Origin of the sequence: Lentzea guizhouensis, from assembly GCF_001701025.1 — a bacterium.
Classification (GTDB): Bacteria; Actinomycetota; Actinomycetes; order Mycobacteriales; family Pseudonocardiaceae; genus Lentzea; species Lentzea guizhouensis.
This window is the reverse complement of record NZ_CP016793.1, coordinates 9,678,179-9,697,884: the sequence shown is the minus strand read 5'-3', so window position 1 is coordinate 9,697,884 and position 19,706 is coordinate 9,678,179. Positions and strand designations below refer to the sequence as shown.

Annotated in this window: 22 protein-coding genes and 1 pseudogene; 20 read left to right on the top strand and 3 right to left on the bottom strand. The window is 69.6% G+C overall.

The genetic code is table 11. From position 1 onward, the window contains the following. Positions 1–12: 12 nt before the first annotated feature. The 5 genes and pseudogenes from aroC (at position 13) to BBK82_RS48390 (ending at position 4,199) form a co-directional block, all read left to right on the top strand. The gene (gene aroC, locus BBK82_RS45975; RefSeq protein ID WP_065921899.1) at positions 13–1,212 is read left to right on the top strand and encodes a chorismate synthase; all 1,200 of its coding nucleotides are present in this window, start codon (positions 13–15) and stop codon (positions 1,210–1,212) included. Beyond that, positions 1,209–1,734, top strand: a pseudogene (locus BBK82_RS45970) (shikimate kinase); the annotation flags it as partial. The gene aroC and the pseudogene BBK82_RS45970, both read left to right, overlap by 4 nt. Positions 1,735–1,759: 25 nt before the next feature. Beyond that, positions 1,760–2,824 carry a 3-dehydroquinate synthase gene (gene aroB, locus BBK82_RS45965; RefSeq protein ID WP_418287554.1) on the top strand — a complete coding sequence of 355 codons (1,065 nt, stop codon included), beginning with the start codon at positions 1,760–1,762 and terminating at the stop codon, positions 2,822–2,824. Next, on the top strand, positions 2,821–3,255 hold the full coding sequence (gene aroQ, locus BBK82_RS45960) for a type II 3-dehydroquinate dehydratase (RefSeq protein WP_065920527.1): 435 nt from the start codon (positions 2,821–2,823) through the stop codon (positions 3,253–3,255). Before aroB ends, aroQ begins: the two co-directional genes overlap by 4 nt. 566 nt (positions 3,256–3,821) lie before the next feature. Beyond that, complete coding sequence (locus tag BBK82_RS48390) at positions 3,822–4,199, top strand: VOC family protein (protein WP_083268648.1); 378 nt, start codon at positions 3,822–3,824, stop codon at positions 4,197–4,199. Here the strand turns inward: BBK82_RS48390 and BBK82_RS45955 are convergent. Next, positions 4,185–4,589 carry a B-4DMT family transporter gene (locus tag BBK82_RS45955; protein ID WP_154697898.1) on the bottom strand — a complete coding sequence of 135 codons (405 nt, stop codon included), beginning with the start codon at positions 4,587–4,589 and terminating at the stop codon, positions 4,185–4,187. The genes BBK82_RS48390 and BBK82_RS45955 overlap by 15 nt on opposite strands. A 35-nt stretch (positions 4,590–4,624) precedes the next feature. Between BBK82_RS45955 and BBK82_RS45950 the strand changes: the two genes are divergently transcribed. The 5 genes from BBK82_RS45950 (at position 4,625) to BBK82_RS45930 (ending at position 7,826) form a co-directional block, all read left to right on the top strand. Beyond that, on the top strand, positions 4,625–5,701 hold the full coding sequence (locus BBK82_RS45950; protein ID WP_065920526.1) for a M24 family metallopeptidase: 1,077 nt from the start codon (positions 4,625–4,627) through the stop codon (positions 5,699–5,701). A gap of 30 nt (positions 5,702–5,731) precedes the next feature. Next, a complete protein-coding gene (gene efp, locus BBK82_RS45945; RefSeq protein WP_065920525.1) occupies positions 5,732–6,301 on the top strand; it encodes an elongation factor P in 570 nt (189 codons plus the stop codon). Further along, the gene (gene nusB, locus BBK82_RS45940; RefSeq protein ID WP_065920524.1) at positions 6,301–6,720 is read left to right on the top strand and encodes a transcription antitermination factor NusB; all 420 of its coding nucleotides are present in this window, start codon (positions 6,301–6,303) and stop codon (positions 6,718–6,720) included. Before efp ends, nusB begins: the two co-directional genes overlap by 1 nt. A gap of 103 nt (positions 6,721–6,823) precedes the next feature. Next, a complete protein-coding gene (locus BBK82_RS45935; RefSeq protein ID WP_065920523.1) occupies positions 6,824–7,672 on the top strand; it encodes a helix-turn-helix domain-containing protein in 849 nt (282 codons plus the stop codon). Then, positions 7,647–7,826 (top strand): DUF397 domain-containing protein, encoded by a 180-nt coding sequence (locus BBK82_RS45930; RefSeq protein WP_065920522.1) that lies wholly within the window; start codon positions 7,647–7,649, stop codon positions 7,824–7,826. The genes BBK82_RS45935 and BBK82_RS45930 overlap by 26 nt, the downstream gene beginning before the upstream one ends. Positions 7,827–7,909: 83 nt before the next feature. Here BBK82_RS45930 and BBK82_RS45925 read toward each other — a convergent pair whose 3' ends face one another. Then, positions 7,910–8,551 carry an HD domain-containing protein gene (locus tag BBK82_RS45925; RefSeq protein ID WP_237047950.1) on the bottom strand — a complete coding sequence of 214 codons (642 nt, stop codon included), beginning with the start codon at positions 8,549–8,551 and terminating at the stop codon, positions 7,910–7,912. Between the two features lie 201 nt (positions 8,552–8,752). On the opposite strand from BBK82_RS45925, the gene BBK82_RS45920 reads away from it, so the two are divergent. The 3 genes from BBK82_RS45920 to BBK82_RS49535 all read left to right on the top strand — a co-directional run bounded on the left by BBK82_RS45920 (position 8,753) and on the right by BBK82_RS49535 (position 10,294). Then, the gene (locus tag BBK82_RS45920) at positions 8,753–9,511 is read left to right on the top strand and encodes a sigma factor (protein WP_083269010.1); all 759 of its coding nucleotides are present in this window, start codon (positions 8,753–8,755) and stop codon (positions 9,509–9,511) included. 78 nt (positions 9,512–9,589) lie between these two features. Continuing rightward, positions 9,590–10,060 (top strand): sigma-70 family RNA polymerase sigma factor family protein, encoded by a 471-nt coding sequence (locus BBK82_RS45915; RefSeq protein WP_083268647.1) that lies wholly within the window; start codon positions 9,590–9,592, stop codon positions 10,058–10,060. 60 nt (positions 10,061–10,120) lie between these two features. After that, positions 10,121–10,294 carry a hypothetical protein gene (locus BBK82_RS49535; protein WP_154697896.1) on the top strand — a complete coding sequence of 58 codons (174 nt, stop codon included), beginning with the start codon at positions 10,121–10,123 and terminating at the stop codon, positions 10,292–10,294. Positions 10,295–10,377: 83 nt separating this feature from the next. Here the strand turns inward: BBK82_RS49535 and bldD are convergent, their stop codons facing one another. Next, on the bottom strand, positions 10,378–10,866 hold the full coding sequence (gene bldD, locus BBK82_RS45910; protein WP_030471611.1) for a transcriptional regulator BldD: 489 nt from the start codon (positions 10,864–10,866) through the stop codon (positions 10,378–10,380). Positions 10,867–11,123: 257 nt separating this feature from the next. On the opposite strand from bldD, the gene pyrR reads away from it, so the two are divergent. The 7 genes from pyrR to pyrF are packed head-to-tail and all read left to right on the top strand — an operon-like array spanning position 11,124 to position 19,625. Continuing rightward, positions 11,124–11,696: a bifunctional pyr operon transcriptional regulator/uracil phosphoribosyltransferase PyrR gene (gene pyrR / locus BBK82_RS45905; protein ID WP_065920519.1), complete on the top strand. Its 573-nt coding sequence runs from the start codon at positions 11,124–11,126 to the stop codon at positions 11,694–11,696. Further along, positions 11,693–12,625 carry an aspartate carbamoyltransferase catalytic subunit gene (locus tag BBK82_RS45900; RefSeq protein WP_065920518.1) on the top strand — a complete coding sequence of 311 codons (933 nt, stop codon included), beginning with the start codon at positions 11,693–11,695 and terminating at the stop codon, positions 12,623–12,625. The genes pyrR and BBK82_RS45900 overlap by 4 nt, the downstream gene beginning before the upstream one ends. Then, positions 12,622–13,902: a dihydroorotase gene (locus BBK82_RS45895; protein WP_065920517.1), complete on the top strand. Its 1,281-nt coding sequence runs from the start codon at positions 12,622–12,624 to the stop codon at positions 13,900–13,902. Before BBK82_RS45900 ends, BBK82_RS45895 begins: the two co-directional genes overlap by 4 nt. Beyond that, positions 13,899–14,405, top strand: coding sequence for a PH-like domain-containing protein (locus tag BBK82_RS45890; RefSeq protein ID WP_065920516.1), 507 nt, complete (start codon positions 13,899–13,901; stop codon positions 14,403–14,405). The genes BBK82_RS45895 and BBK82_RS45890 overlap by 4 nt, the downstream gene beginning before the upstream one ends. Further along, positions 14,402–15,514 carry a glutamine-hydrolyzing carbamoyl-phosphate synthase small subunit gene (gene carA, locus BBK82_RS45885; RefSeq protein ID WP_065920515.1) on the top strand — a complete coding sequence of 371 codons (1,113 nt, stop codon included), beginning with the start codon at positions 14,402–14,404 and terminating at the stop codon, positions 15,512–15,514. Before BBK82_RS45890 ends, carA begins: the two co-directional genes overlap by 4 nt. After that, on the top strand, positions 15,514–18,816 hold the full coding sequence (gene carB, locus BBK82_RS45880) for a carbamoyl-phosphate synthase large subunit (protein WP_065920514.1): 3,303 nt from the start codon (positions 15,514–15,516) through the stop codon (positions 18,814–18,816). The genes carA and carB overlap by 1 nt, the downstream gene beginning before the upstream one ends. Next, positions 18,813–19,625 (top strand): orotidine-5'-phosphate decarboxylase, encoded by an 813-nt coding sequence (gene pyrF, locus BBK82_RS45875; RefSeq protein WP_065920513.1) that lies wholly within the window; start codon positions 18,813–18,815, stop codon positions 19,623–19,625. Before carB ends, pyrF begins: the two co-directional genes overlap by 4 nt. The last annotated feature ends 81 nt before the right edge of the window (positions 19,626–19,706 follow it).

The window sequence follows — 19,706 nt, the reverse complement described above, 5'->3', positions numbered from 1 at the left end:
AGGATTGTGAACGTGCTGCGCTGGATCACCGCTGGAGAGTCACACGGCCCCGCCCTCGTCGCCGTTCTGGAGGGCATGCCCGCCGGGGTGGAGGTGACCACCGAGGACCTCGTCGCCCAGCTGGGGCGGCGCAGGCTCGGGTTCGGTCGCTCGCCGCGGATGGGGTTCGAGCAGGACGAGGTCGAGATCCTCGGAGGCGTGCGGCACGGGAAGACGCAGGGCGGGCCGATCGCGGTCACCATCGGCAACACCGAGTGGCCCAAGTGGCAGACGGTCATGTCACCCGATCCGGTCGACCCGAGCCTGCTCAAGCCCACCGGCCGCAACGAGGCCCTGACCCGGCCGCGACCGGGACACGCCGACCTGCCGGGCATGCAGAAGTTCGGTTTCGACGAGGCGAGGCCCGTGCTGGAACGGGCGAGCGCACGCGAGACCGCAGCCCGCACCGCGCTCGGCACCGTCGCGCGGCAGTTCCTGCAGCAGTTGCTGGGCGTGCAGGTCCTGAGCCACGTGGTGTCGATCGGCAAGGCCGAGACGCCGCAGGACGCGGCACTGCCGACGCCGGACGACCTGGCCGCGATCGACGAGTCGCCGACGCGGTGCTTCGACCCGCGCGGCACGGAGGCGATGGTGGCCGAGGTCGAGGCCGTGAAGGAAGCCGGTGACACGGTCGGCGGCGTCATCGAGGTGCTCGCCTACGGGCTGCCGCCGGGCCTGGGCTCGCACGTGCACTGGGACCGCCGGCTCGACGCGCGTCTCGCCGCCGCGTTGATGGGCGTGCAGGCCATGAAGGGCGTGGAGATCGGCGACGGCTTCACCTCCGCCCAGCGCTGGGGTTCGCAGGCGCACGACGAGATCGACCGGGGCAGTGGTCCGGTCGGCGTCACGCGGCGCTCGAACCGGGCCGGTGGCCTCGAAGGCGGAATCACCAACGGCGAGGTTCTGCGCGCGCGTGTGGCGATGAAGCCGATCTCGACCGTCCCACGCGCACTGTCCACTGTGGACGTGCGCACCGGTGAGCCGGCCGTGGCGATCCACCAGCGGTCGGACGTGTGCGCGGTGCCGCGTGCCGGTGTCGTGCTGGAGTCCGTGGTGGCGCTCGTGCTCGCCGAGGCCGCGCTGGAGAAGTTCGGCGGCGACTCGCTGGACGAGACGCGCCGCAACGCGCACGCCTACCTCAAGGCGCTGGAAGCCCGCTGGGAGGGCCTGTGAGCCCGAAGTTCGTCGTGGTCGGGCCCCCTGGGGCCGGCAAGACCACGATCAGCGAGATGCTCGCCGCCCGGCTCGGCCTGCCGTTCCGCGACGTCGACGCCGACATCGTCGCGCTGGCCGGCAAGCCGATCTCGGACATCTTCACCGACGATGGCGAGCCCGTTTTCCGTGCCATGGAAGAGGAAGCGGTCGCCAAGGCGCTGGTCGAGCACGAGGGCGTGCTCGCGCTGGGCGGGGGAGCGGTGCTGTCCGCCACCACCCGCGAGCGGCTGCGCGAGCACACCGTGGTGTTCCTGAACGTGGGCATGGCCGAGGGGGTGCGCCGCACCGGGCTGTCGTCCGCGCGGCCGCTGCTCTCGGGCGTGAACCCGCGTGCGACGTTCAAGGCGCTGCTCGACGCGCGCCTGCCGCTGTACCGCGAGGTCGCGACGATCGAGGTGGCCACCGACGCCCTCGAGCCGGAGCAGGTGACCGACGCGGTGATCAAGGGAGTTGGGGAATGACCGAGCCGCTGACCGTCGAGGTCAACGCCGAGAAGCCGTACCTCGTGGTGATCGGCCGTGGCCTGCTGACCGAGATCGTCGAACACCTCGAGGGCACGGCCAAGGTCGCGATCGTGCACCAGCCGACCCTGGCCGCCACCGCTGAGGTGCTGGTCGACGAGCTGAAGGCCACGGGCATCGACGCGCACCGCGTCGAGGTGCCTGACGCCGAGGACGGCAAGGACCTCGCCGTCGCCGGCTTCTGCTGGGACGTGCTCGGCAAGATCGGCCTGTCCCGCAACGACGTCGTGGTCGGCCTCGGCGGCGGCGCCGTCACCGACCTCGCCGGCTTCGTCGCCTCCACCTGGATGCGCGGCGTGCGCCTGGTGAACATCCCGACCACCCTGCTCGGCATGGTCGACGCCGCGGTCGGCGGCAAGACCGGCATCAACACCGACGCCGGCAAGAACCTGGTCGGCACGTTCTACGAGCCCGAGGTCATCTTCGTCGACCTCGCCACGCTGGAGACGTTGCCGCGCAACGAGCTCATCGCCGGCATGGCCGAGATCGTGAAGGGCGGCTTCATCGCCGACCCGGTCATCCTCGACCTGATCGAAGCCGACCCGCAGGCCGCCCTGGACCCCACCGGCGACGTGCTCGCCGAGCTCGTCCGCCGCAAGATCCAGATCAAGGCCGACGTGGTCACCGCCGACCTCCGCGAATCCTCCCTGCGCGAGATCCTCAACTACGGCCACACCCTCGGCCACGCCATCGAACGCCGCGAGCGCTACCGCTGGCGCCACGGCGCCGCCATCAGCGTGGGCCTCGTCTTCGCCGCCGAACTGTCCCGCCTGGCAGGCCGCCTCGACGACGCCACCGCCGACCGCCACCGGACCGTCCTCGAGTCCCTCGGCCTCCCCACCTCCTACGACCCCGACGCCCTCCCCCAGCTCATGGAGGGCATGAAGGTCGACAAGAAGAACAAGGCAGGCGTCCTCCGCTTCGTGGTCCTCGACGGCCTCGCCAAACCGGGCCGCCTCGAAGGCCCCGACCCGGCCCTCATCGCCGCCGCCTACTCCGCAGTGGCAGCAGAACCCAAGCCCAAGTCCGGCGGAACGGTGCTCCTGTGAAGGTCCTCGTCCTCAACGGCCCCAACCTCAACCGCCTCGGCACCCGCGAGCCGCTCATCTACGGCAGCACCACCCACGCCGACCTCGTCGACATGTGCGAGGCCGAAGGCAAGACCCTCGGCTTCGAGGTAGAGGTCCGCCAGACCAACCACGAGGGCGAAATGGTCGAGTGGCTCCACGAAGCCGCCGACGCCTCCACCCCGGTGGTGCTGAACGGCGCCGCCTGGACCCACTACTCCATCGCCGTCCGCGACGCCTGCTCCCAGCTCACCGCGCCCCTGGTCGAGGTGCACATCTCGAACATCCACCAGCGCGAGGAGTTCCGGCACCACAGCGTCATCTCGGCGGTGGCGAGCGGCGTGATCGTGGGCTTGGGCGTCGAGGGCTACCTGCTGGCCCTGCGCTGGCTCTCGCTCAAGGGAAGCGCTTGATCTCCAGCAGCCTGTCGGAGCCGTCCGGCTCTCGGACCAGGGTGGCCACGAAAGTGCCGGCCTGAGTGCGGTGACGTGCACCGGGAAAGACCTCTGGGCAACCAACGGGCATTGGTGCCGTGGCTGCGTCAACGCACTCGTTGAAGCCGATGCGGACGAGCTCTTCCACGGTCGTCTCCGGCAGCTCGAAACCCCGTTTCCGCAGACGTTCTCGGACTTGTAGCGGACCAACACCTCGACCACCTCGGTCTCACACGACCGCAGCTTTCCTGAGACCAGCCGCACGACCGCTGCATCGGTGGCTCCACGAGGCCGATCGCCGGCCAACATGGTGACCAACCCGTACGGACGATGATCAACAGCAGCCCGCCACGCCGAGCCGCAGGGCAAGTGCGAGCCGCGCCCGGCCAAGCCACGGCCGTGGCTCAGAACCACGGAGGCGTGGTGGCCGGCGGCGACCGGCCTGGTGCAGTACGACGTCGCCGACCTGCAAGACGTGCCGTTGTCGCGGACCCCACCCGTGACTTCGTTGTGCATACGTCCAAATGATCCCGGAAGGACCACCGATGCTTCACCACGTCGAGCTCTGGGTCCCCGACCTCGCCCGCGCCGAGTCCACCATCGGATGGCTCCTCCAACAGCTCGGCTGGTCCGAGTACCAGCGCTGGAACGCCGGCGTGAGCTGGAAGCTCGACCGCACCTACGTCGTCGTCGAGCAGTCCCCAGCCCTCACCGGTCCACACGATCGGATGAAAGCCGGCCTCAACCACCTGGCCCTGCACGCAGGCGACCGACACACCGTCGACCGCCTCACCGCCGAAGCCCAGAACCACGGCTGGCACCTGATGTTCGCGGACAGGCACCCCCACGCCGGCGGCCCCGACCACTACGCCGCCTTCCTCGAGAACGAGGACGGCTTCGAGGTCGAGCTAGTCGCGGACTGACGACTTCCGCGTCAGCACCCCACCCAGCAGCATCCCCAGCCCGGCCGGCGCCAGAATCAGCAACGCCGTGAAAGCAGCACCACCGGTCAGTGCCACCCACAGCGCCTCCTGCCCGGTCTGGTCGACCAGCACCGCCGACCCGATCACGCCCAGAGCCCCGGCGAACGGCCCCGCGACCAGCGCCGCGATGAACCACTGCATGCCGGCCGACGGAAGCTCGCGCAGCGTGTCGACCGCGCCCCACAACACCGCCGCGACGACCAAGAGCGCGAGGGCGATCGGGCCCACCGCGGTCGCCTCGGGGCTGCGGACCGCGACGGCGGCGACGCCGGTCTGGACGGCTCCGTGCAGGAGCCCCATCCACAACGCACGGACGAACCAAGGACGCATGCGGACAGCTTAGGACTGGCCGTACGCTGCGAGACATGTCGTCGTACGCCGCTCGCCGAACCGCCCTGCGCGACCAGCTCAAAGCCACGGACCTGGACGCGCTCCTCGTCACGAACCTGCTCAACGTCCGCTACCTGACGGGGTTCACCGGGTCGAACGCCGCCGTGCTGGTCGATGCGAGCGGCGACGACAAGACCGTGTTCTGCACCGACGGGCGTTATCTGACGCAGTCGGCGAAGCAGGTGCCGGACCTGGAGCGCAAGATCGACCGGCCGTGCGACCTGGCGCTCGCGAAGCACGCCAAGGGCAAGCTCGGGTTCGAGAGCCACCACGTCACGGTCGACGGGCTGGACGCGCTGAACCAAACGGCGGACCGGGCGGAGCTCGTCAAGGCCGGTGGGCTGGTCGAGAGGCTGCGGCTGGTCAAGGACGACGCCGAGGTCGAGGCGCTGCGGATGGCGTGTGCGGCGGCGGACCGGGCGTTGGCGGCGTTGATCGGGCACGGCGGCCTCAGGGCCGGACGCACCGAACGCGAGGTCGCGCGCGAGCTGGAGAGCCGGATGCTCGACCACGGGGCGGAGGGGCCGTCGTTCTCGTCGATCGTGGCGTTCGGCGCGAACTCGGCGGTGCCGCACCACTCGCCGACGGACACGACGCTGCACGTGGGCGACTTCATCAAGCTCGACTTCGGCGCGCTCGTCGACGGCTACCACTCGGACATGACCCGCACGCTCGTGCTCGGCAAGCCCGCCGACTGGCAGCGCGACCTGTACGAGCTGGTCGCGCGCTCGCAGGCGGCCGGGCGGGGCGCCCTCAAGCCGGGGGTGGAGGTCAGCGACGTCGACCGCGCGTCGCGTGAGGTGATCGAGAAGGCCGGGCACGGGGAGGAGTTCCTGCACGGCCTCGGCCACGGCGTCGGGCTGGAGATCCACGAGGCACCGGCGTTGTCCAAGGTGGGTGCCGGTACACTTTCGGCCGGTATGGCGGTCACCGTCGAGCCTGGCGTCTACTTGTCGGGGAAGGGCGGGGTCCGCATCGAGGACACCCTCGTGGTGCGCGAAAGCGGACCGGAGCTCCTCACCCTGACCACGAAGGAACTCGTGGTCGTCTGACACCCAGTCCAACACAGGAGAAATCCCACCGTGGCCACCACGAACGACCTGAAGAACGGCCTGGTGCTGAACCTCGACGGCCAGCTGTGGACCGTCACCGCGTTCCAGCACGTCAAGCCCGGCAAGGGTGGCGCCTTCGTGCGCACGACCCTCAAGCACGTGCTGACCGGGAAGGTCGTCGACAAGACCTTCAACGCGGGCACGAAGGTCGACACGGCCACCGTGGACAAGCGCGGCATGACCTACCTCTACAAGGAGGGCACCGACTTCATCTTCATGGACGGTGACACCTACGACCAGATCCCGGTTCCGGCGGAGACGGTTGGCGACGCCGCCAACTACCTGCTGGAGAACCAGGAGGCGGTCGTCGCCGTCCACGAGGGCGTGCCGCTGTTCATCGAGCTCCCGACCTCGGTCGAGCTCGTCATCGAGCACACCGACCCCGGCCTGCAGGGCGACCGCTCCACCGGCGGCACCAAGCCCGCCAAGCTGGAGACCGGCGCCGAGATCCAGGTCCCGCTGTTCGTCACGAGCGGCGAGAAGATCAAGGTCGACACCCGCGACGGCCGCTACCTCGGCCGGATCAGCGACAAGTCCTGATGGGTGCTCGCAGCAAGGCCCGCAAGCGCGCGGTCGACTTCCTCTACGAAGCCGACCTGCTGGGCACCGACCCGGTGACGCTGCTGGCCGAACGCGTCGGCTCGCCGGACATCCCCCCGGTGAACGACTACACGGTGACCCTCGTCGAGGGCGTCACCGCCCACCGCGTCCGCATCGACGACCTGATCTCGGAGCACGCCGAGGGCTGGACGTTGCAGCGCATGCCGGCCGTCGACCGCGCGGTCCTGCGGATCGGCCTGTTCGAGCTGCTCTGGGCAGCGGACGTGCCGGACGCGGTCGCCATCGACGAGGCCGTCGAGCTGGCCAAGGGCCTGTCGACCGACGACTCGCCGCGGTTCGTCAACGGCGTGCTCGGCCGGATCGCGGTCATCGCGGACCAGCTGCGCGCGGTTCTCTAGTCCCCACGCTGACCGGGCCCGCCCTGACACCAGGGCGGGCCCGGTCATCTTCACCCGAACGAGCCAGTTCCGTGGCCGAATCGCACGCCATAGCGTCCCCGGCATGGCTTACAGCACCACTTCCACCGCGTACAGCAGGGACCTCGGTGACGAGCTGCGCCGCCTGCGCGAGTCCTCGACGAAGCTGAACGCCGCCGCGTTCGCCGTGCGCCTCGGCTGGGACCCCAGCAAGGTGTCCACCATCGAGCACGGCAAGTCGCGGCCGAGCGAGATCGACCTGGTCCAGTTCCTCACGCTGTGCCGCAAGGACATCGGCTTCTACGAGGACTTCAAACGCCGCTACCGCACCGCGTTCGACGACTACATCGTGCAGGTGCCGGACAACCTGCGCACGGTCGCGATGGCGGAATCGATGGCCACCGCGATCACCACCTATGACCCGCTGACAGTTCCAGGACTTCTGCAGACCGAGGCGTACTCCGAGCACCTGTACTGGGCAACCGGGATCGCGACCGAGCAGCAGATTCCTGGACTTGTGCAGGTGCGCCAGGACCGGCAGACAGTCCTGCGTCGACACGATCGGCCGACTTGCGTGTTCTACATCCATGAGCTGGCGCTGAACCAGCGGGTCGGCGACGACCAGGTCATGGAGGACCAGTACCTGCACCTGCTCTTCAACGCGCCGCTGATCCGGGTCGTGCCGGAGTGCGTGCTGGCCAACTCGGCAGGGCTGTGGCTGTTCGAGTTCGAGAAGGCGATGCCGCTCGCCTACAACGAGACCGATCTCGCGCAGCTGTTCGTGCAGGATCCGGCTGCCATCGCTCGAACCAGGCTCGCCTTTCACCGCCTGGGAAAGGTCGCCTTGGATGCGGAACAATCGCGGAGCAAGCTGGCGGAGTACGTCAGCCGACCGCGAAGGGACTTCGATGGCTCAGGACCGCTCCTGGCGTAAGAGCACCTACAGCAACGGCACGCCGGAGGGTGCGTGCGTCGAGGTCTCGCTCGCCCATGACGCGCGCGTGCGTGACTCGAAGAACGTCGCCGGCGAGGTGCTGGCGTTCAGCACCTCGGCCTGGCGCGCGTTCGTGGCGACCGTCTCCGCCTAGCCGCTTTCACGCGCAGCCTCGGCAAACGCGGCCACGGCGTGCGTGCTCAGCGTCGAAGCGTTGGCCGCCGACCTCCCCGGACATCACACCTGACGGGCCCAGCCGCGCCGTTCGCCCTCGTCGATCAGGTGCCGTCCCGCGTCCCACAACGCCTTCGACGCCTCACCGATGACCGCCTTGCGCGCACGCACGTCATCGGCCGTGACACCCGGCGTGCGCCACGTGCCGCCCTGCGCCATCCAGTTCAGCAACAGGGGTTGGAGCCGGTCCATGGCCTTCGCGAACCGGGCCTCCGGCGTCTCCCGCGCCTCGAACTCGTCCCACAACGCCCGCAGCGCGACGCCCGCGTCCGCCGGCAGCAGCCCAAACAACCGCTCGGCCGCGGCCTCCTCCCGTTCCACCTGCGTGACTCCGGCCTCGGTGTCGTAGATCGGGGTGTCGCCCGCGTAGATCTCGACCAGGTCGTGCACCACCACGAGCTTGATCGTGTGCCCGACGTCGATCGGCTCGTCGGCGTACTCGGCCAGCACCATGACCATGAGCGCGAGGTGCCAGGAGTGCTCGGCGTCGTTCTCCCGCCGGTCCGCCGCGGCGAGCGGGGAGGCCCGCAGCACCGTCTTCAGCTTGTCGACCTCGATCAGGAACGTGAGGTGGTCGCGCAGCCGGGCGTCCAGGCCGTCCGGCAGCGGGGTGCGGTCGGTGAGCAGCGGGTCAGAGGTGGTCACGGGTCCCAGCATGCAGGAGCTCGTCCCAGGTGCGCGTGGTCGCCCGTCACCAAGATCTTCATGATTACCCTCCACAGCGAGTCGTCCGGTTGACCCGGCGGCGCCGACGACTGTGACAGCGTGTGTGCCAGGCCACAGGGGGAAGCTTTGATCGCGGAGTTCGAGCAGGAGCGCAGCCGGTTGCGGGCCGTCGCCCACCGGATGCTCGGGTCGTTCGCGGAGGCCGACGACGCGCTGCAGGAGGCGTGGCTGCGGGTACAGAGGGCCGACACGAGCGAGGTCGAGAACCCGCAGGGCTGGCTCACCACGGTCGTCGCCCGCGTGTGCCTGAACATGTTGCGCGACCGGCGCGAGCACGCCCACGAGATGCCGGACCCGGTGGTCGACGCCGCGCAGGAGCCGGAGCAGCTGGCCGTCGCGAAGGACCAGGTCGGGCTCGCGATGCTGGTCGTGCTCGACACCCTCAAGCCCGACGAGCGGCTGGCGTTCGTGCTGCACGACATGTTCGCGGTGCCGTTCGACGACATCGCGCCGTTGATCGACAAGACGCCGGCGGCCACGCGGCAGCTGGCTAGCCGGGCGCGCAAACGTGTGCAGGACCGGCCGCAGCCCAACGTCGACGTGCCCAAGCAGCGCGAGGTCGTGAACGCGTTCCTCAAAGCGGCGCGGGAAGGCGACCTCGAAGGCCTGATCTCGGTGCTGCACCCCGACGTCACGCTCAGGGCCGGCAGCCTCGAGGTGGTCGGCGCCCGGCAGGTGGCGGGCCGGGCCAGCACGTTCCGCCGGTTCGCGGGCACCGCGGAGATCCGCGAGGTGCTCGTCGGCGGCGAGGCCGGCTTCGTGAGCTGGGTGGACGGCGAGCTGTTCTCGTTGATGGCCTTCACGGTCCAGGACGACCGGATCGTCGCCATCCACGTCGTCCAGGACCGCGCGCAGCTCGCCGGGCTGGTGAGTGACTGATACCACTTCGTCCGGTGGTCACATCGGGCGTCCTGCGGTTGTCTTACCGAGCAGGGCGCTCGACCGGGAGGTACCGCGTTGGTCATCGGGCAGCAGGAGAGACTCGCCTACCGGATGCTGGGCCGGTTCGCCGAGGCGGCGGACGCGGTGGCCCAGGCGCGCCGCAAGACCGGTGGGCGAGCGCGGCTCGGCTGGTCCGACGCGGTCGTGGCGCGGGTGTCGCTGAACATGCTGCGTGCGCGGCCCAAGGGCGTGTTCGAGATGCCCGACCCGGTGGTCGGCGCACGGGAGGAACCGGGGGACGTCGGGCTGGGCGTGCTCGTCGCGCTCGACGCGCTTACTCCGGACGAGCGGCTCGCCTACGTCCTGCACGACATGTTCGAGGAGCCGTTCGAGCAGGTCGCGCCGCTCATCGGACGCACGGCGCTGGGCGCGTCGCTGGTCGAGGCACGGGCGCGCCGCAGGATCGAGGACCGGCCGGCCGCCGACAGGCGGCGCAGGTGGTGCGGGCGTTCCTGGACGGCGAGGACGTGCTCGACGCGGCCGTGACGCTGCGGTCGGAGGGGATCTGGCTGCGGCGCGGAGTCCGTGGCGCCGCGGGTGCGGCCGATGCGGGCGCCGTGCATGCGGCCGGCGGTGGTCGGCGGCGAGGCCGGGCTGGTGTCGGTCGTGGACGGCACACCGGTGCTGCTCGCGGCGTTCACGGTTCGCGACCAGAAGATCGTCGCCATCAACGCGATCACGGACCGGACACACGTTCGTGCACTGTTTTCGCCCGAATGAGTGACGACACAACAGCAGTGGCTCCCGTGCTGTCCTGAGGGCGACCAGCAGGACGGCATGGGAGCCACTGTGCGTGAAGGAGCTCAGTCTTCCTTCGCGGGGCGGGCCTCGGGAGGCAGCACGCCCCAGTCGATGAGCTGCTCGGTGAGCTCACCGGGGGTCATGTCGTAGATGATCGCCAGGGAGCGGAGGTCCTCGGTGCGGATCGAGAGGACCTTGCCGTTGTAGTCGCCGCGCTGCGACTGGATCGTCGCGGCGTAGCGGGCCAGCGGGCCCACCTTCTCGACGGGCAGCTGCTGCAGCCGTTCGAGGTTGATCACGATCTTGGTGGCCGGCTCGGCACCCGAGGGCACCCGGCCCTCCGGCAGGAGCTCGGCGACGGGAACCCCGTAGAAGTCGGCCAGCTCGGCCAGCTTCTGCACGGTCACCGCGCGGTCACCGCGCTCGTAGGAGCCGACGACCACGGCCTTCCACCGACCGCCGGACTTCTGCTCGACGCCGTGCAGGGACAGTCCCTGCTGCTGGCGGATAGCGCGGAGCTTGGCCCCCAGCGCCTTGGCGTAGTCGCCCATGTGGCGGTTCTCCGTTCATTCGCCCCGTCAGCAGTACGGCCGTGCTGCGGGGAGGCTTAGATCGATACGCAGAGTAATGATTACTCGCCGTGGTCGACAGGTCAAGCTGATCTCGGGGAGAGACGCTCGCCACGCGTGCGACACCACTCGGATGGTTGACCGTCCGTAGGTGATACGGTGCAGGTCAGCCTAGTTGCAGCTAGGTGTCCGACGTCCTTTAAGGACCCGTCCAGTGAGGCGGGGAAGGAGGTCCAGCCGTGGCGTCACGTCAACGTGGCGCGACGGATCCGGCCGGGGATCGCGAGATCCTGTCGGCCGGTGATGTCGCGCGCACCGTCGCCCGAATGGCCCATCAGATCATCGAGAAGACCGCTCTCGATGCACCCAGCGCACCCGATGTCGTCTTGATGGGTATTCCCTCCAGGGGAGCCCCACTTGCTCGTCGGCTCGCTGCCAAAATCGCCGAGTTCTGTGGTAAGGCGGTCGGTGAGGGAACTCTCGACATCACCCTCTACCGCGACGACCTCCGCCGCGGCCCGACCAGGCCGCTGGAGACCACGAAGCTGCCCGACGGCGGCATCGACGACAAGCTCGTCGTGCTCGTGGACGACGTCCTGTTCTCCGGCCGCACCATCCGCGCCGCGCTCGACGCCCTGCGCGACCACGGCCGCCCGCGCGCCGTCCAGCTGGCCGTGCTGGTCGACCGCGGCCACCGCGAGCTGCCGATCCGCGCGGACTACGTGGGCAAGAACCTGCCGACGGCCAAGACCGAGGACGTCGTCGTGCTCCTGGAGGAGTTCGACGGCCGCGACGGAGTGGTGCTGAAGTGAAGCACCTGCTCTCCACCGACGGCCTCGACCGCGACCAGGCGATCGCGATCCTCGACACCGCCGACCGCCTCAAGCAGGCGCTGCTCGGCCGCGAGGTCCGCAAGCTGCCGACGCTGCGCGGCCGCACCGTGATCACGATGTTCTACGAGAACAGCACCCGCACGCGGGTGTCGTTCGAGATCGCCGGCAAGTGGATGTCCGCGGACGTGATCAACGTCAGCAGCTCCGGTTCCAGCGTCAGCAAGGGCGAGTCGCTGCGGGACACCGCGCTCACCCTGCAGGCCGCCGGCGCGGACTGCGTGATCGTGCGGCACCCGGCGTCCGGTGCGGCCCACCGGCTCGCGGGCTGGCTCAAGCACACCAGCACGTCCGTGGTGAACGCGGGCGACGGCATGCACGAGCACCCCACGCAGGCGTTGCTCGACGCCGCGACGTTGCGCGACCGCCTCGGCAGCCTCGACGGCCGCCGGGTCGCGATCGTCGGCGACGTCCTGCACAGCCGGGTCGCCCGCTCGAACGTGCACCTGCTGACCACGCTCGGCGCCGAGGTCACCCTGGTGGCCCCGCCGACGCTGCTGCCCACCGGTGTCGAGAACTGGCCCGTCACGGTCTCGCACGAGATCGACGCCGAGCTGCCCTCGCAGGACGCCGTGATGCTGCTGCGCGTGCAGGCGGAGCGGATGACCGGCGGGTTCTTCCCGAGCTCGCGCGAGTACTCGATCGCCTACGGCCTCAACGAGCGCCGCCTGAAGCTGCTGCCAGAGCACGCCGTCGTGCTGCACCCCGGCCCGATGCTGCGCGGCATGGAGATCGCCTCCGTGGTCGCCGACAGCCCGCAGGCCGCCATCACCGAGCAGGTCCGCAACGGTGTCCACGTGCGCATGGCCGTGCTGTACCACCTGCTTGCCCACGAGGAGGAAACCGCGTGAAACCCTTGCTGCTCAAGGGAGTACGTCCCTATGGCGAGGGGGAACCGATCGACCTGCTGATCCGCGACGGCGTGATCGCAGAAGGCTCGGATCCAGAAGCCGAGGTCATCGAAGGCAACGGCGCGATCCTGCTGCCCGGCTTCGTGGACCTGCACACCCACCTTCGCGAACCCGGCCGTGAGGACACGGAGACCATCGAGACCGGCTCCAGGGCCGCCGCACTCGGTGGCTATACGGCGGTGTTCGCCATGGCCAACACCGACCCGGTCGCCGACAACGCCGTCATCGTCGAGCACGTCGCCCGCCGCGGCAGGGAGGTCGGCCTGGTCGACGTCCACCCGGTCGGCGCCGTCACCGTCGGGCTCAAGGGCGAGAAGCTCGCCGAGCTCGGCACGATGGCCAAGTCCGGGGCGAACGTCCGCGTCTTCTCCGACGACGGCCACTGCGTGCACGACCCGTTGATCATGCGCCGCGCGTTGGAGTACTCGAAGGCACTGGGCGCGGTCATCGCCCAGCACGCCGAGGAGCCGCGTCTCACCGTCGGCGCGCAGGCGCACGAGGGCGAGAACGCCTCCCGGCTCGGTCTGCAGGGCTGGCCGGCCGCCGCGGAGGAGTCGATCGTCGCCCGCGACTGCATCCTCGCGCAGCAGGTCGGCGCGAGGCTGCACGTCTGCCACGTCAGCACCACCGGCACCGCGGACGTCCTGAAGTGGGCCAAGGCACGCGGCACCAAGGTGTCCGCCGAGGTCACCCCGCACCACCTGATCCTGACCGACGACCGGCTCGCCACCTACGACCCGGTCAACAAGGTCAACCCGCCGCTGCGCACGCAGACCGACGTCGACGCGCTGCGCCAGGCCCTGGCCGACGGCACGATCGACTGCGTGGCGACCGACCACGCCCCGCACGCCGTGCAGGACAAGGACTGCGAGTGGTCCGCCGCCCGGCCCGGCATGCTCGGCCTGCAGACCGCGCTCGGCATCGTCGTCGAGACGATGGTCAAGACCGGCCTGCTGGACTGGCGCGGTGTCGCGCGGGTGATGAGCGAGAAGCCCGCCGAGATCGCCGGCCTGACCGACCAGGGCCGCCCGATCGAGATCGGCGAGCCCGCGAACCTCGTGCTGGTCGACCCGGACACCACCTGGACCGTGAACGGCGCGCAGCTCGCGAGCATCGCGGGCAACACCCCGTTCGAGGGCATGGAGCTGCCCGGCGCGGTGACGGCCACCATCTTGCGTGGCCGGGTGACCGCACTCGCGGGGAGGATCGCGGAATGACGCGCGTGCTCCTCTCCCTGGCGGTTTTCCTGTTCTTCGCGCTGTGCGTGTACGGCATGTGGCACGGCTGGAAGCGACGTCAGCGCAAGCAGGCCGGCCTGCCCGCGTTCCCCGCGCCGCCGCAGACCCTCGGCGCGGCCAGGCTCACGACCACGGGCGTCTACATCGGAACGACGAACGCGGGCAACTGGCAGGACCGCATCCAGGTCGGTGACATCGGCCACCGCGCCGAGGCGACGCTGAGCCTGGTGCCGGAGGGCGTGGCGATCGACCGCGTCGGCGCCACACCGCTGTTCATCCCCGCCGAGTCCATCCGGGACGCCCGCACCGACCGCGGGCTGGCCGGGAAGGTCATGTTCAGCGAGCAGGGCTTGCTGGTGGTCCAGTGGGAGAACGAGGGACACCTCTTCGACACGGGCTTCCGCGGCGATGACAAAGACGTATACGACGACTGGGTTGCTGCTCTGAGCCAGCACCCGTTGAACACGGAGGGCAAGGCGTGACGAACGCGGCATTGGTGCTGGAAGACGGCCGCGTCTTCCGCGGTGAGGCGTACGGAGCGACCGGCGTCTCGCTCGGCGAGGTCGTGTTCTCCACGGCCATGACCGGGTACCAGGAAACCCTGACCGACCCCTCCTACCACCGCCAGATCGTGGTGCAGACCGCGCCGCAGATCGGCAACACCGGCTGGAACGACGAGGACGACGAGTCGACCAAGATCTGGGTCGCCGGCTACGTCGTCCGCGACCCCGCGCGCACCCCGTCGAACTGGCGCTCCAAGCGGGGGCTGGACGAGGAGCTCGCGAACCAGGGCGTCGTCGGCATCGCGGGCCTCGACACCCGCACCCTGACCCGCCACATCCGCGAGCAGGGCGCGATGCGCGCCGGTGTGTTCTCCGGTGCCGAGCTGACCGACGACGCGTCGATGGTCGAGCAGGTCAAGGCGTCCGCGCAGATGGTCGGCGCGAACCTCGCGGTCGACGTCACGACGGACAAGCCGTACGTGGTCGAGGCGATCGGGGAGAAGAAGTTCACCGTCGCCGCGCTCGACCTGGGCATCAAGTCGAACACCCCGCGGATGATGGCGGCACGTGGCATCGAGGTGCACGTCCTGCCGCTGACCAGCACGTTCGAGGACATCCTCGCCACGAGCCCGGACGGGTTGTTCCTGTCGAACGGCCCTGGTGACCCGGCGACGCAGGACCACGCCATCGCGTTGACCCGCGAGGCTCTCGGCCGCAAGCTGCCGCTGTTCGGCATCTGCTTCGGCAACCAGATCCTGGGCCGCGCGGTCGGCCGCGGGACCTACAAGATGCGCTACGGCCACCGCGGCATCAACATCCCGGTCATCGACGTGACCACCGGCAAGGTCGCCATCACCTCGCAGAACCACGGGTTCGCGCTGGAGGGCACGCCGGGCGAGGAGTTCTCCTCGGAGTTCGGCCGCGCCGTGCTGTCGCACTACTGCCCCAACGACGGCACCGTCGAGGGCGTCCGGCTGCTCGACGCGCCGGCGTTCTCCGTGCAGTACCACCCCGAGGCCGCGGCCGGTCCGCACGACGCCGCGCCCCTGTTCGACGACTTCGTGACCATGATGAATGAGGCCCGCTGATGCCGAAGAGGACTGATCTCAAGCACATCCTGGTCATCGGCTCCGGCCCGATCGTGATCGGCCAGGCCTGCGAGTTCGACTACTCCGGCACGCAGGCGTGCCGCGTCCTGCGGGAAGAGGGCATCCGGGTCAGCCTGGTGAACTCCAACCCGGCGACGATCATGACCGACCCGGAGTTCGCGGACGCCACCTACATCGAGCCGATCACGGCCGAGTTCGTGGAGAAGGTCATCGCGCAGGAACGCCCGGACGCGATCCTGGCGACGCTGGGCGGCCAGACCGCGTTGAACACGGCCATCGCGCTGCACGAGCGCGGTGTGCTGGAGAAGTACAACGTCGAGCTGATCGGCGCGAACGTCGACGCCATCCAGCGCGGTGAGGACCGGCAGATCTTCAAGGACCTGGTGCGCAAGATCGGCGCCGACGTGCCGCGTTCGGCCGTGTGCCACACGATGGACGAGGTCCGCAAGACCGTCGCCGAGCTGGGCCTGCCGGTGGTGATCCGGCCGTCGTTCACCATGGGCGGCCTGGGTTCGGGCATGGCCTACACCGCGGAGGAGCTGGAGCGCCTCGCGGCCATCGGCCTGGAGGAGTCCCCGGTCACCGAGGTGCTCATCGAGGAGAGCGTGCTCGGGTGGAAGGAGTACGAGCTCGAGCTCATGCGTGACCGCAACGACAACGTGGTCGTGATCTGCTCGATCGAGAACATCGACCCGATGGGTGTGCACACCGGTGACTCGGTGACGGTGGCGCCGGCGATGACGCTGACCGACCGCGAGTACCAGCACATGCGCGATGTCGGCATCCAGGTCATCCGCGAGGTCGGCGTGGACACCGGTGGCTGCAACATCCAGTTCGCGATCCACCCCGAGAACGGCCGCATGGTCGTGATCGAGATGAACCCGCGGGTGTCGCGGTCCTCGGCGCTGGCGTCGAAGGCGACCGGTTTCCCGATCGCCAAGATCGCCGCGAAGCTCGCCATCGGCTACACCCTCGACGAGATCACCAACGACATCACCGGCGAGACGCCGGCGTCGTTCGAGCCGACGCTGGACTACGTGGTCGTCAAGGCGCCGCGGTTCGCGTTCGAGAAGTTCCCCGGCGCGGACCCGACGCTGACGACCACGATGAAGTCGGTCGGCGAGGCCATGTCGATCGGCCGCAACTTCGTGGAGGCGCTGGGCAAAGCACTGCGGTCGCTGGAAACCAAGGCCGTCGGTTTCTGGACCCAGCCCGACCCCGAGGGCGTCACCCTCGAATCCACGCTCAAGCAGCTGGAACGTGGCCACGACGGCCGCCTCTACACCGTCGAGCGCGCGCTGCGGCTCGGTGCGTCCATTGAGGACGTCTACAACGCGTCGAAGATCGACCCGTGGTTCATCGAGCAGATCGCGTGGCTCGGTACGTTGCGCCAGGAGCTGCTGGACGCACCGGTGCTCGACGAGCCGTTGCTGCGCAAGGCCAAGCGCGCTGGCCTGTCGGACCGGCAGATCGCCGTGCTGCGGCCGGAGCTGGCCGGTGAGGACGGCGTGCGCGCGTTGCGGCACCGTCTGGGAGTGCGCCCGGTCTACAAGACCGTCGACACCTGTGCGGCGGAGTTCAAGTCCGAGACGCCGTACCACTACTCCGCCTACGAGCTGGACCCGGACGCCGAGTCCGAGGTGGCCGAGCAGCGGGAGAAGCCCAAGGTGCTGATCCTGGGTTCCGGGCCGAACCGGATCGGGCAGGGCATCGAGTTCGACTACTCGTGTGTGCACGCGGCGATGGCGTTGCGGGCGGCCGGGTACGAGACGGTGATGGTCAACTGCAACCCGGAGACCGTGTCGACCGACTACGACACCTCCGACCGGCTGTACTTCGAGCCGCTGACGTTCGAGGACGTCCTGGAGGTCGTGCACTCCGAGCAGCGCTCCGGTGAGGTCGCCGGTGTGATCGTGCAGCTCGGCGGTCAGACGCCGCTGGGCCTCGCGAAGCGGCTGTCCGATGCCGGTGTGCCGGTGGTGGGCACGACGCCGGAGGCGATCCACCTCGCCGAGGACCGCGGCCAGTTCGGCGCGGTGCTGACCGAGGCCGGGCTGCCCGCGCCGAAGTTCGGCACCGCCACCTCGTTCAGCGAGGCCAAGCAGATCGCGGACGAGATCGGCTACCCGGTGCTCGTGCGCCCCTCCTACGTGCTCGGCGGGCGCGGTATGGAGATCGTCTACGACGAGGAGTCGCTGTCCGGGTACATCGCCCGTGCGACCGAGGTGACGCCGGAGCACCCGGTGCTGGTCGACCGGTTCCTCGACGACGCCATCGAGATCGACGTCGACGCGCTGTGCGACGGCCAGGAGGTGTTCATCGGCGGCGTGATGGAACACATCGAGGAAGCCGGTGTGCACTCCGGTGACTCCTCCTGCGCGCTGCCGCCGATCACCCTGGGCGCCTCCGACATCGACAACGTCCGCCGCTCCACCGAGGCCATCGCCCGCGGCATCGGCGTCAAGGGGCTCCTGAACGTCCAGTACGCCCTCAAGGACGACGTGCTGTACGTCCTGGAGGCGAACCCCCGTGCGTCGCGCACGGTGCCGTTCGTGTCCAAGGCGACGGCGGTCTCGATGGCCAAGGCGGCGTCGCGGGTCATGCTCGGCGCCACGATCGCGGAACTGCGCGAGGAGGGCATCCTGCCGGCCACCGGTGACGGTGCCCGGCTGCCCGAGCACGCACCGGTCGCGGTCAAGGAAGCGGTCATGCAGTTCCACCGCTTCCGCACCCCCGAGGGCCATGGCGTGGACTCGTTGCTGGGCCCGGAGATGAAGTCCACCGGCGAGGTCATGGGCATCGACTCGTCGTTCGGCAAGGCGTTCGCGAAGTCGCAGACGGCGTCCTACGGGTCGCTGCCGACGTCGGGCAAGGTGTTCGTGTCGTTCGCCAACCGCGACAAGCGCGCGATGATCTTCCCGGTCAAGCGCCTGGCCGACCTGGGCTTCCAGATCCTCGCCACGGCCGGCACCGCGGAGGTGCTCAAGCGCAACGGCATCGCGTGCACCGAGGTGCGCAAGCACTTCGAGGGCGAGGGCAACGTCGTCGACATGATCCTGGCCGGAGAGATCGACATGATCTTCAACACCCCCTACGGCAACAGCGGCCCCCGCATCGACGGCTACGAGATCCGCACCGCCGCCGTGGCCAAGGACATCCCGTGCGTCACCACGATCCAGGGCGCCGCGGCGGCCGTGCACGGCATCGAGGCGCTCATCCGGGGTGACATCGGGGTCCAGCCCCTGCAGGCGCTCCAGGCGTCGTTGCGGGGTGGGGCATGACCTTCGGCGAACGGCTCACGAAGGCCGTTGAGGCGTACGGCCCTCTGTGCGTCGGGATCGACCCGCACCCGGCGCTGCTGGACTCCTGGGGCCTCTCGCAGTCGGTGGAGGGCCTCGAACGGTTCGCCCTGACGTCCGTGGAGGCGTTCGGCGGCCGGGTCGCGGTGGTGAAGCCCCAGGCGGCGTTCTTCGAGGCCTACGGGTCGCGTGGGGTGGCCGTGCTGGAACGGGTGATCGCGGATCTCAAGGACTCCGGGACGCTCGTGCTGGTCGACGCCAAGCGCGGCGACATCGGCTCCACGATGGCCGCCTACGCCCAGGCGTACCTCGGTGACGGCTCGCCGCTGGCCGGCGACGCCGTGACGCTGTCGCCGTTCCTGGGCTTCGGGTCGCTGCAGCCGGCGCTGGACACGGCGCGGGCGACCGGCCGCGGGGTGTTCGTCCTCGCGCTGACGTCCAACCCGGAGGGTGAGCAGGTCCAGCGGGCCACTGCTCCGGACGGGCGAACCGTCGCGCAGACGATCATCGATTTCGCCGCGGCTCGGAATTCCGGCATTTCTCCGTGCGGCGATGTGGGTCTCGTCGTGGGTGCCACGATCGGTGAAACGGACGTGGACCTCTCCGGGTTCAACGGTCCGGTTCTGGCCCCCGGTTTCGGCGCTCAGGGCGGCTCGGTCGCTGATCTGAAACGGCTCTTCGGCGCCGACATGCGCGGCGTTCTGCCGACTTCTTCACGAGATGTTCTCAAACATGGACCCGACGTGTCTTCGCTGGTCAGCGCCGTGCGGAGGGTCCAGGACAGCCTCTGAGGCAGGGCGCGCCACAACTTTTGGGGTGTGGCGCGCTCACCTGGGCAAACATGTGTTGGTAGGGTCCAGCCCACCGGCTGC

Bases quoted from the DNA above. Each gene is read 5' to 3' on its own strand.
- carB (WP_065920514.1), top strand. From the start codon at position 15,514: ATGCCGAAGAGGACTGATCTCAAGCACATCCTGGTCATCGGCTCCGGC.
- BBK82_RS45950 (WP_065920526.1), top strand. From the start codon at position 4,625: ATGTCGTCGTACGCCGCTCGCCGAACCGCCCTGCGCGACCAGCTCAAA.
- nusB (WP_065920524.1), top strand. From the start codon at position 6,301: ATGGGTGCTCGCAGCAAGGCCCGCAAGCGCGCGGTCGACTTCCTCTAC.
- BBK82_RS45935 (WP_065920523.1), top strand. From the start codon at position 6,824: ATGGCTTACAGCACCACTTCCACCGCGTACAGCAGGGACCTCGGTGAC.
- pyrF (WP_065920513.1), top strand. From the start codon at position 18,813: ATGACCTTCGGCGAACGGCTCACGAAGGCCGTTGAGGCGTACGGCCCT.
- BBK82_RS45920 (WP_083269010.1), top strand. From the start codon at position 8,753: ATGCTCGGGTCGTTCGCGGAGGCCGACGACGCGCTGCAGGAGGCGTGG.
- bldD (WP_030471611.1), bottom strand. From the start codon at position 10,866: ATGGGCGACTACGCCAAGGCGCTGGGGGCCAAGCTCCGCGCTATCCGC.
- BBK82_RS45955 (WP_154697898.1), bottom strand. From the start codon at position 4,589: ATGCGTCCTTGGTTCGTCCGTGCGTTGTGGATGGGGCTCCTGCACGGA.
- BBK82_RS45890 (WP_065920516.1), top strand. From the start codon at position 13,899: ATGACGCGCGTGCTCCTCTCCCTGGCGGTTTTCCTGTTCTTCGCGCTG.
- BBK82_RS49535 (WP_154697896.1), top strand. From the start codon at position 10,121: ATGCGGGCGCCGTGCATGCGGCCGGCGGTGGTCGGCGGCGAGGCCGGG.
- BBK82_RS48390 (WP_083268648.1), top strand. From the start codon at position 3,822: ATGCTTCACCACGTCGAGCTCTGGGTCCCCGACCTCGCCCGCGCCGAG.
- BBK82_RS45930 (WP_065920522.1), top strand. From the start codon at position 7,647: ATGGCTCAGGACCGCTCCTGGCGTAAGAGCACCTACAGCAACGGCACG.